The organism is Coleofasciculus chthonoplastes PCC 7420 (assembly GCF_000155555.1).
GTDB classification, from domain to species: Bacteria; Cyanobacteriota; Cyanobacteriia; order Cyanobacteriales; family Coleofasciculaceae; genus Coleofasciculus; species Coleofasciculus chthonoplastes_A.
Genome location: NZ_DS989842.1, coordinates 338,885 through 350,702, shown reverse-complemented (window position 1 = coordinate 350,702; position 11,818 = coordinate 338,885). Strand labels below are relative to the sequence as shown.

8 protein-coding genes are annotated in these 11,818 nt (G+C 44.8%); 6 read left to right on the top strand and 2 right to left on the bottom strand.

What is annotated here, in order from left to right:
- Positions 1-350: 350 nt before the first annotated feature.
- Complete coding sequence (locus MC7420_RS03385; RefSeq protein WP_006098626.1) at positions 351-1,214, bottom strand: DUF4351 domain-containing protein; 864 nt, start codon at positions 1,212-1,214, stop codon at positions 351-353.
- 242 nt (positions 1,215-1,456) lie between these two features.
- Between MC7420_RS03385 and MC7420_RS03380 the strand changes: the two genes are divergently transcribed.
- From MC7420_RS03380 to MC7420_RS03365, 4 genes are all read left to right on the top strand, one after another.
- Positions 1,457-2,137 carry an HAD family hydrolase gene (locus MC7420_RS03380; protein WP_006098400.1) on the top strand — a complete coding sequence of 227 codons (681 nt, stop codon included), beginning with the start codon at positions 1,457-1,459 and terminating at the stop codon, positions 2,135-2,137.
- Between the two features lie 39 nt (positions 2,138-2,176).
- Complete coding sequence (locus MC7420_RS03375; protein ID WP_006098514.1) at positions 2,177-2,449, top strand: hypothetical protein; 273 nt, start codon at positions 2,177-2,179, stop codon at positions 2,447-2,449.
- A 330-nt stretch (positions 2,450-2,779) separates the two neighbouring features.
- A complete protein-coding gene (locus tag MC7420_RS03370; protein WP_044204712.1) occupies positions 2,780-4,093 on the top strand; it encodes an APC family permease in 1,314 nt (437 codons plus the stop codon).
- Positions 4,094-4,147: 54 nt separating this feature from the next.
- A complete protein-coding gene (locus MC7420_RS03365; RefSeq protein WP_006098376.1) occupies positions 4,148-6,490 on the top strand; it encodes a hypothetical protein in 2,343 nt (780 codons plus the stop codon).
- Between the two features lie 695 nt (positions 6,491-7,185).
- Here MC7420_RS03365 and MC7420_RS03355 read toward each other — a convergent pair.
- Entirely contained in the window at positions 7,186-7,866 is a 681-nt protein-coding gene (locus tag MC7420_RS03355) for a response regulator transcription factor (protein ID WP_044204705.1), read from the bottom strand.
- A gap of 261 nt (positions 7,867-8,127) precedes the next feature.
- Between MC7420_RS03355 and MC7420_RS03350 the strand changes: the two genes are divergently transcribed.
- Both MC7420_RS03350 and MC7420_RS03345 read left to right on the top strand, forming a co-directional pair.
- Entirely contained in the window at positions 8,128-10,719 is a 2,592-nt protein-coding gene (locus MC7420_RS03350; protein WP_006098454.1) for a sensor histidine kinase, read from the top strand.
- Positions 10,720-10,818: 99 nt separating this feature from the next.
- Positions 10,819-11,766: a histone deacetylase gene (locus MC7420_RS03345; protein ID WP_232231625.1), complete on the top strand. Its 948-nt coding sequence runs from the start codon at positions 10,819-10,821 to the stop codon at positions 11,764-11,766.
- Positions 11,767-11,818: the final 52 nt, after the last annotated feature.

The window sequence follows — 11,818 nt, the reverse complement described above, 5'->3', positions numbered from 1 at the left end:
GAGGGCGTCAGTCCAGTAACCACAGTTAGTGGTAACAAGAAGTAAAAAGGCAAAAGACCGGAGACTTGGTATCTTATTGTTAGCATTTTGGCACAATTCAAGTAGATGATCCGATTACTGGACTGGTGTTCTAGTGCAAGAAGGCAGAAATAACTGAACAGCTAATATCTCCCCCTGCTCCCCCTGCTCCCTCTGCTCCCCCTGCTTCATCGTATCTACGAAGCTGCTCAAGTATTTTTATGCCCGCTGCACTAGTCCGCGCAGGCGGACTTTGCTTGTGTAGCAGCGATTTTAATCGCCGTGGCAAAAGGGGTGATAAAGGTTGATTTGGTATGAATATTTGATATGAATTAACACTGCTCAATCCAATTGACTAAATCTGCCATATCCGTAAAATCTAATAAAGCCTCACTTAATTCATCTAAAGCTGTTGCCGATAAACCATTAATTCGGGATTGCATATCTGGAGTAATTTCACCAATTCGGCGAATCAATAAACGGTTAATCATAGCTAACTTTTCCTGCATTCTTCCTTGTTGTACTCCTTCCTGTAAACTTTGTTCCACTCGCTCAACTCCCCAAGGTAAAAGAGTTCCTGATTCGTCCCGCCACCGTAACCAATAGCAGGTTATTTCTGCCTTAGTGCCGTACCAAACTCCCAAATATAAACCCATTGCGGCAATCCAGTAGCGTCCATTCCCATCAGGTTGTCGCAATTCATAATGTCCAGCTACTAAATCATGGACTTCTAATGTCCCATCATTGGGGTTAAAAATAACATAAATTGGGACTTGCAAAATCCGCTCATAAAAATACCATTTTCCATAGGGATAAGTCGATTTCGCTGAGTATTCCCCCTGTTCAGTCTCAGAGAGAAACTCCATAACAATGGCTGGGATATCTCCCTCTGTATGAGGGGTATAACTGCGACGAGTGACTTCTGGCGCGATAGGTAACACATTGGGAACATAAAACCAGTCTGGTGCTTTGACCACTATTTTGCCATCCACAGTGGCACAGATAGCAAAGTTGGAGGCGAATAGCATAGAGGCGGTGATAAAGCCAGCGATTTCTAGAATCTCTTGCAGTGCTGATGCGAGTAAGGGATGATAAATATTCTCCACAGGTTCATCGGGTAAGTGAAAATCATCAGGCAGTTTTTTCCATTCAATCCTGTAGGATACTTTTGGCGGTGTGAGTTGAGATTGAATCATATCACTCATTGTGAATAATACTGGTAGAAATCAAAGCTTTGGCGCAGTGATACTGATTTGGGATAAAGAGGGGTTTGGTTGAAATGTAATCGGTGATACCCACGCAGAAAGTGGCTAAACCCATCTTGATAAACCCCACCTTTTATTACGATACGTCAGTCTTAACCAGAAACTGAGTCGTTCTTGTCATATTTCGTTGCTAAACGGTAGACTGGAGTGCAACAGCTATCACCCCATCGATTATGCTTCAGGCATTATTATTTGATTTAGACGGCACCTTAGCGGATACTGACCCTATCCATTTTCAGACGTGGCAAGATATCTTGCGCGAGTATGGCTTAGAGTTTGATCATGCCTTCTACCAAACTCATTTTAGCGGTCGTCTCAATGCGGCGATTGTCAAGGATTTATTACCCCATCTGTCTCTAGAAGCAGGAAAACAGTTAGGGGATTATAAAGAAGCAGAATATCGGAAACGTGCCGCCAAACAATTGAAACCTTTAGGCGGATTGCTAGAGGTGTTAGATTGGGCAAATCAAAAGCAACTGAAGCAGGCGGTGGTGACAAATGCACCGAAAGATAATGCCCAATTTATGTTGCAAGTTCTCGGTTTAGATAAGCACTTTACCACCGTTGTTTTAGCGGAGGAACTGGAAAAGGGTAAACCTGATCCCATGCCTTATCAGGTAGGGTTAGAATTATTGGGTGTATCCCCGGTTTCAGCCGTGGCGTTTGAAGATTCCTTAACTGGCGTTCGTTCCGCCGTCGGTGCGGGAATTTTAACGATTGGTGTGGCGACGACTCATGAACCACAGGCGTTAATGGCGGCGGGGGCGGAGTTGGTGGTTAATGATTTGACTGACCCCAATCTGGAAGATTTACTGCATTGTTTTGGGCGGGAGATGAACACTATCGCATTGTGACAGAGGAGATAGTGATTGTCTGATAACTTGAGTTAACTTATGATACGTCAAACACAAGGAGCAGGCTTTAAACTTGCCGCTACTGCCATTATCTGGGGATTTGCTACGGGAATGCTAGGGATTTGCATTCCGTTAGTTTCGGTGACTGACAGTGGTTTTATTTTACCTTTAGCGGTGATTATAGGAGCCAGTTTCACGACTGCTGTCGTTTGGTTGTCATTCAGTCGAGTGTCTAGTAATAACGTTGATTTGAGCGACACTATTGAAGCGTTAAAGGAACAGAAAACGAATTTAGATACTATGGATAAGTAGGGGCGTAAGCTGTTCGGCATTTAAACCTTAATATCAATAACGGCGAAAGGATGGTAGTGCGTTAAGCGAAGCCATGCCGCAGGCTTTGCATCTTGCTCGCTACTAATACCCAATTTAAATGCATGACAGCTTATCAGGGGTTGAAACCTAATTCTATTGACATTTTTACTACGGTATATTAAAGATTTGGGTGACGCCAAAATCTTTCTGGGCGCAAGCCTTGCGCCCCTACATTTCTTGTCGCTTGTATCGTAGATCACTCGATATAAATTCTACTCTGTTAGAGTTGGTACGATAAGCGGCATAATGATTACTCAGGGGAGTGTCTCTATGCCAGAATCTAAAGCGCCACCCTCGCTAAAACGAGAATTGGATCTTCGGGGTGCTATCCTAGTTGGACTTGGTTCGATGGTGGGAACCGGGGTATTTGTCAGTATTGGTATCGCCGCCGGAGTCGCTGGAACATCGGTAATTTTAGCTGTTGCGATCGCAGCCTTACTCGCCGCCTGTAATGGGTTAAGTAGCGCCCAACTCGCAGCGAATCATTCTGTTAGTGGGGGAACTTATGAATATGGGTATCGCTATCTTACCCCTTGGCTGGGCTTTACGGCGGGTTGGATGTTCCTGTTGGCGAAAACAGCATCAGCAGCGACGGCGGCTTTGGGGTTTGCGGGTTATTTGTTAAATGCGTTGCGTCTGGATGCGACTCAATGGTTAGTCCCCCTGGCGCTGGTGACAGTCGTTATCTTGACGCTAATTGTCTTAGGGGGAATTCGCCGTTCTAACCTAACTAACCTAATTATCGTTTCCATTACCCTACTCTCGCTGATGATCTTTATCATCACGGGTTTACCTCACGTCACCCCTGGGAATTTTACCCCCTTTTTCCCCACCGACACCTCAGATAAACGTGCGATCGCCTCTTTACTTCATGGCAGTGCTTTAATGTTTGTGGCGTATACTGGCTATGGTCGGATTGCCACATTGGGAGAAGAGGTGCATCAACCGCGACGCACTATCCCGATCGCGATTATCTTGACGATGATTATCACCATGATCCTATATATGGCAATCGCCGCCGTGGGTGTGGGTTCTGTGGGTGTGGATACCCTTAGCGCCGCTACCCAATCAAACGCCGCCCCCTTGGAAGTCGCTTCTCGCCAATTTGGGATTCCCATCGTTCCCCCATTCCTCGCCCTGGGTGCAATGACGGCGATGGTAGGCGTATTGCTAAACCTGATATTGGGATTATCTCGCGTACTATTGGCTATGGGGCGTCGTCGGGATATGCCGAGAATCGTAGCGCGTCTGAATGCGGCGGGAACCACACCCTATATATCGGTGATTTGTATTGGAGTTGCGATCGCGGCGTTGGTTCTGATTGGTAATGTCAAAACAACTTGGTCATTTAGCGCGTTTACCGTTTTGGTTTATTATGCCCTTACCAACCTGTCTGCCCTACGCCTATCTGCCCAAGAACGATTGTATCCCAAATGGATAGCTGGAGTAGGATTAGCCGGGTGTCTCATCTTAGCCTTTTGGGTGGAACAACAAATTTGGTTAGTTGGTCTGGGATTAATTGTAGCCGGATTAACCTGGAAAACGATAGTATTGCCATTGGCTTTAGGTTCACGAAATCACTAATTCAGTGCAGCGATGATCGGCGATAAGGTGTCAGTAGGTGAAAGGGGGAAACGATTGTCCGGAGTCACAAAGAGACGCCGAAGACGAGTCCGGAAAAAATCATCAGCCAATGGCTGTCTGGTAGCATTAGGTACGATCGCCGCATTAATCGCCACGGGTGCGATCGTTACTGGGGGGATATGGTTAGGGATTCGCCTGATGATTGATCCCAATGCGGCGATCTGGCTGAATCGCATTTTACCCGGATGGACAAAGATTCCCATTGCTGATGCTTCACCCCCACAAACCCTGGCAACCATACGCGACGAATTGCGCCAAAATGGGTTAATCGCGGGAGAACTTGTATCCCTCAATACAGGACAACCCTATCGAGAAACCCCTATTCTATTACCCATCTTAAAATCTAAACCGAACTGTCAAACCAATTGCCAAAAAATTGTCGAACTGAGACTTTATCAACCCATCGAATTCCAGCAAGCCGAACTTGCTTACCAATTGGTCACTCAGCTTGCTATCAATGAACCAGAAGAATATTTTGTCCTTTCTTCCACCGACGCGATTACTGGAAGTGCCTCTCGTTCCCTCGCCTTTACTCGATTTAACCGTTTAGAAAATAAAGCCCCCGCCACAGGATTTTGGTTTAACCTCTGGGGAGTTCGCCTCACCGATGAATCCCCGAAAACTTATGGACAAATCCTCCATTACAACCCCGAACAAATGCACCTGAGTGTTATGCTGGACTGGCAAAGTCCCACAGATAAACCCCCTTATTGGCAACAAGTCACCGGGGAATCCACCCCAGAATTAGTGATTAATCAAACGGTAGGATTAGAACCGAAATTCCAGGTATACCAGGTGCAACCCCGCCAGTTTCTCCTCAATCCAATTCAACTAACCGAAATTTCACTAAATACACGGGCTGATGATAGTCCCACCTATCGTAATTCCTTAATGTTAGCCCGGAATGGGTTATGGTCGTGGGCGTATCGACGATTGCAACAAGAACAGAAAAACACGGAGTCGGCGACAGTTCAAGCACAACTAGACGTGATTCGACTTCATGCCCAATTTACCGAAGCCCAAGCCAACCAAACCTGGGCAAGTCAAGGACAACAAGTTCTCGCCTATCTGATTGATGGACGGTGGACAGATGCCTTACAAGTATTTCAAACCGCCGCCGTTAATGGTTCCGCCCAAGACATTGCCAACTTACTCAAAACCGATACCGAGGAATTATGGCGACGGGTAGAAGCTGCCCTCAATATTAGTCCCAATGATCGCACCGTAAAAACTTGGGGGGCTTTAATTATCGCCGCCCAAGAAGGGCGGACTAAAGCCATTTCTTGGTTGCAGCAACTCCCATCCCCTGAATCAGAATCTGATCAGCCTCAACCTAACAATAATGCCCAAATTTATGCCTACCTGGATTATCTGGATACTGCATTAGCAGAGGTTCCAGCCATCATCCCTCATTTAAGTAAAATTGTCGGGACAGCACAACCAGTGGAAACTGTCAAGCCTGAAGAGTGGCGACAACCGAAAGCCAGAAATAGTACAGCAACATTTCCCGTCACTTTAACCGCCCCAGCTTCAGGATTCCAAAAAGCCCCCCAAGAGGTTTGGTATCAGGTAGAAGTCGCCGCCTTTAATGATGGTCAACGCTGGCGTCAAACACCCTTTACCGATTTACAATTGTCCACAGTTGTTGCAACTCAGCGTCTTTGGCAATATCTGGGTTTAGACACTGATCCATACCTGCAAATCGCCGTCTGGTCAGCGGAGGGACGCCAGGAGACGATCGTCGCGACGGTTCAAGGGATGTCCTATCAAGAGGGTGTAATCAAGCTTTTAGCCACCGGACAAGCCTTACCCAATAGAGAAAATAGTCGTCCCATGGCATATTCTCAAACGGCGCTGCGCTGGCTAGAACCGGGTTCAATTAGCTTATCCGATTTAAACCAACTGCAACCGCAATGGGTCGCGGCAATATTACCAACACTGTGGCAGGAATTAGTTAAAAGTGGCAAGCGATCGCCTGAAGTCGAACCCACGATTCCGATAATGCTGCAAGAGATCGGACATTGGTTAGTACAGCCTTTGGATTTGACCGGGAACGATGAACCGGAAGCCGTTTTAACCCTATATGAGGATCTCTCGAGTACCAACCAAACCCTGAATATCAAACGCCCGGAAACGAACACGCAGCAATATAAACCTCGGACATTAATTTTTTCGGAGAAGGGGGCGTTACTCTACAGTGAATTCTCCACCCATGGGAATACATCGCTGACTGCGATCGCGGATTTGGGGGATGGGGGAACGGCGGCGTTAGTTTTGGCAGATGAGAATAAGTATAGGCTTAAGCGTTGGTCAGATCAGCGAAAACGTTTTGAGTAAAGGCAGATTGATCATCCTTGGAATTGTAAATAATTCTCCAATCTACGTGACTTTATTTGCTAGACTTTTATTTAGAGTTATTTTGGCTCAATGCCACGATGTTATGCAGTATTTTGTTGACTTGTTTTGGCGTTTCATGAACCTTTTGTGAGACAATATACAGGGTTTGCTGTGGGTTAATTCAACCTGTAAGCTGTTCGGCATTTAAACCTTAATGTCAATAATGGCGAAAGCCGTGTAGTGCGTTTAGCGAAGCCATGCCGCAGGCTTTGCATCTTGCTCGCTACTAATACCCAATTTAAATGCATGACAGCTTAGAGGTGACCCACCTGCACGAATTATAGCAGTAGACACATCGATTAGGACTTTCGGCACCATTGTAGAGACGCGCCATGGCGCGTCTCTACATAAATGATGTGTCCTAACCGCTATGGCGGTTGCTATAACAAGACCCGGTCGCTCAATTGAATCAGGTCGCCCTCCACTTAAGTCATGCTCCTGATTGATCATCCTTAAAATTGTTGTAATGCGAACATCTTGTTCGCGACTGATAATAATAATCATTTGAGGATATTATTTAAATCTGGATTGGCTAAAAGCGACTTATTCGGGATTTAAGCCAAACTGCTGGAAACTCTGGAAAAGATTTTTGGATTTTCTTGTAATAAAAATTTGTGAAAGCGACTCCTAAGCAGTTATTCAGAAAGAGATTTGAGACGATAACCTAAACCGTGTACCGTTTCAATTAAATCTTCTGGAGCGCCTACGGCTCGAAGTTTGGAGCGCAGGCTTTTGACATGAACCTTAATCGTATCTTCTTTCGGAGGATTATCGATAGACCAAACATGCTCAATAATGGCACTCCGACTCATAATTTGCCGCCCATTACGAATCAGCAATTCTAAAAGACTATATTCTTTGGGAGTCAAGCGTAAAGTTTGATCGCCGTAGCAGACTTCATAAGTCCCTGGATCTAAACGCAATTGTCCCCACTCTAAAATAGGGGGAGAAACCGTTTGCCCTCGTCGCAGTAACGCTCGAATTCTCGCCAGTAACTCTGGAATATCCAGAGGCTTAACCATATAGTCATCAGCGCCTGCGTCCAAACCGATAACTTTATCCGTACTGGTATCGCGAGCCGTGATCATCAAAACTGGCATCTGATAACCATTGGAACGCAAGCGTTGGCACAAATGAATCCCATCCAATTTCGGCAACATCATATCGAGCAAAATTAGGTCGTAATTGAGGGTATTCACTTGCACCCAAGCCGCCTCTCCATCGGAAACCGTATCAACGGCATACCGTTGTATCGCCAGGGCTTCAGCCAAAGCTTCAGCCAAATAAATATCATCTTCGACTAGAAGAATTCTCACTTAAAACATACTATTCCCTTATATGAATTTATCACGAGGTCGCCTCAAAATAAACTTGCTCAACAGAACAGAGAGCGAATGACCTGGACATCAATTGGCTTAACGGAGTTAAGAATTGTAAAAAATATCAAGCGTTTGCCCCTGTTCTATGTAAAGAATTCCCTGTTCCCTGGAAGGATTTTAGCTATCCTAATCTAAATGGGGAACCGCTTATTTGAAGCCGCGATGCACTAGCTGCTGTTATTTCGGAGGAGAACTCAAATGCCAAAATCTATCGGGATCAAAGTTATTATCGGTGGTTATTGTCTGGCATTACTTATTTTTATAGGGGCTAGTGTCATTTCCTCTAGCCACCTAACTCAACTGATGGAAACTTCCCGATGGATGGACTATAGTGACAAGTTACAGGATTCTCTGCAAGATTTATTGTCTCAGCTCAACAACGCCTCTGCGATCGCCCAACACCAGCCATGGCTTTTGAAGCAGATCCCAGCGCAAGCACAACTGTTGTTACAAGAACAGTTAGGGGCTGTAGTCACTCAGATCCAGAGAACCCAGTTGAGTCTAATTCTGGGAGATAGTCTCAGCATCGCCATACTTATGGTGCTAGGCGGGTTACTCCTGAAGCAGCATTCTAGATTCAAAGCCGAGTTAGAGTTAATTCGCGATCGCCCTCTGTCTGAAACAACTCTAGAACAAATGGCGCAACGAGAGCAACTCATCCTCAGTAGCGCTCAACGCATCCGCCAAACCCTAGATTTGGACACCATTCTTGAAACCACAGTAACCGAAGTCCGAGAATTTCTTGGCGTTGATCGAGTCTTAGTCTATCGGATTTGGTCTGATGGTACAGGAAGTACCGTAGCCGAATCTGTCACTCCGGATACCGCACCCATTCTGGGACAAACGTTTCCGGCTGAAGTGTTTCCCGAACAGATGCATCAATTGTACTGTCAAGGACGAATTCGCACCGTAGTCAATCCAGAAACCGATGGAGTAACGCCCTGCTTAGTGGAATTCCTCCAGCAGTTAGGTGTCAAATCTAAACTCGTCGTACCCATTCTGCAACAAGAAAAGCTTTGGGGACTACTGATTGCTCATCACTGTTCTCAACCCAGACAATGGCAATCCTTAGAAATTGACTTACTGTATCAATTAGCCATCCAAGTTACCATTGCTATTCACCAATCCCAACTCTATCAACAGCTTCAGACTGAATTAATTGAACGTCAATCCATTGAAAACCAACTGCGTCAAGCCCGTGATCAACTAGAAATCAGAGTTCAAGAACGGACGGCTGAACTGATGCAGACGAACGCAGATCTCCAAACGCAAATCCATGAACGCAGGGAAGCAGAAGCCGCATTAAGAATTAGTGAAGAACGCTTTCGGGTTGCGCTGCATAACTCACCGATCACAGTATTTAATCAAGACACAAATTTGCGTTACACCTGGGTCTATAATCCGGCGAGTCGGATTAATACCGACGCACTAATTGGAAAATCAGAATTAGAAATGTTTGCACCGGAAAATGCCCAAAAGCTAATGCCGATTAAACATCGTGTCTTGACCACAGGAGTCGGTGAGCGCCAAGAGATATCGATTATCGTAGACGGCAAAGTCCGGTACTACGATTTAACCGTAGAACCCTTACGAAACCATGCCGAAGAAGTAGTTGGCATTACCTGTGCCGCCACCAACATTACCGAAATTAGGATTCGGGAACAAGAACTGCGGGAAAGTGAACGGTTTATTCAACGCATTGCTGACGCAATGCCAACCGCTTTGTATCTCTATGATTTAATCGAAAAGCGCCATATCTACAGCAATCAACAAATCACTCAACTTATCGGCTACTCCCCCGAAGAAATCCAAGCCATGGCACCGACATTTCCGCAAAATCTGATTCATCCAGATGATCAATCTAAATGTACCACTGCCATTAAACGATTTACCACCGCTAAAGAGGGAGAAATTATTGAGACAGAGTATCGCATTCAACATAAATCAGGTGAATGGCGCTGGCTGTACAGTCGCGAGATGGTGTTCACTCGCACAGCTAATGGTTTACCCCAGCAAATTCTCGGTACTGCCCAAGATATTACCGAACACAAGCAAGCAGAATTAATCCGTCTGGCACTTGCACAAGAGCAGGAACTCAGACAACTCCAGCTTAACTTCTTCTCTATGGCATCCCATGAATTTCGCACTCCCTTAAGTACTATTTTAGCTAGTGTCCAATTGCTGAAATATTATTATCCAGAAGGCTCAGATCATAAAATTCGGCGTAATATTGACCGCATTGAGACAACAGCTAAAACCATGACTCAGCTTTTGAATGATATCTTAACAATTAATCGAGCGGAAACGGGAAAATTAGAGTTTACCCCTCGCCCATTTGAATTAGAAAAATTTTGTTGTCATTTGGTGGAAGAGATGCAAGTGAATGCTGGTTCAAATTATTTGATTAATTTTATTAGTCAAAATCAATATATTATTGTCTGCTTAGATGAAAAATTATTACGCTCTATTTTAATGAACTTACTTTCTAATGCAATTAAATATTCTCCACTAGGTAGTCAAATAGATTTGATATTAACCTGTAGTCAATCTACCGCGACATTTCAAATCAAAGATTCAGGGATTGGGATTCCTATAGAGGATCAAAAAAAATTGTTTGGTATATTTCATCGCGGTACAAATATTGGCAATATTCCCGGAACCGGATTAGGATTAGCGGTTGTCAGGAAATGTCTAGACATACAAGGCGGTATGATTTCAGTCAATAGTGAAGTAGGAGTCGGTACAACGATGACAATCATGATACCCTTGCATGACCAAAGTGCAGTATAACTTTTGAATAGTGCTTGATTTAGAGAAATGAATAATTTTGCCACCTATCTACACCCACAAACATTCTGTACGTCCAAGCCAATTGAATCAATTTCTTTCATGGGGCATTCTTTTCCCTACTACAACCAAGTTCGACAGGCTCTTGCCCAAGCTCTTACCGAATATCCTGCACTTCCATTAAGAAAAGCCCAGAGGCGCAATTTCCAGAGCGTTCATACTGCTGAGTATCTCCGAAAACTTGCATTAAAGGCTCTTGAAAAACAACTAGATGAGGTGAGTGCCGCCCTACCTGAATTGAGTATTGAGTGCGAAGGTTTGGAGTACGGTTTACCCGGATACCTCTATGGTTTAGGAGGCATGATGGAAGCAATTGATCAGATGAAAAAAGGGAGCCTGAAACGTGCCTATTGCTTCAGTATGGTCGGACATCATGCTTACAGTAATTGGGGACACGGTTATTGCCTTTTAAATCCTCTGGCTGTGGCAGCACGATACGCTCAGATGCAAGGATTTGAGAAAATTTTGATGATTGACTGGGATATTCATCATGGAGATGGCACTCAGTCAATTTTTAGCCATGATCCCAGTATCTATTGCATTAGTATTCACAGTGCTGTAGACCTTTATATGGCTAAAGCCTCAGACTTAAAAGCTGGGACAACTACGGCGGCTGAAGCTGTCGGACACTGTAATATTCCTATTTTAAATACATCGTTTCCCGTTGATATTGTAGAGGAACTGGGACTAACGGGTAAGTTTTACTATGGACATGAGAGCATCAACATTTTCCAGCAATCTTTAGATTGCCTTCCATGGAAACCGGACTTAATTACTATTTTCTCAGGTTATGACTCACATCGGGATGATTGTGGTAAATGTACAACAGGTTGGACGAATGCTGATTTTTGCAAACTGACTGAAATTGTATTAGATTCTGCCAAGAGATATAGGTGTCCAGTACTTTCTTCTCATGGAGGTGGCTACAGATTACCTGTCACCGTTGCAGCGGCTGTTGCTCATGTCAAGACTTTAGCAACATATACGTAGCCGGAAAACATTAAAATAAGTTGGGTTACTCTCTGAGAAGGCTTCGCCTACG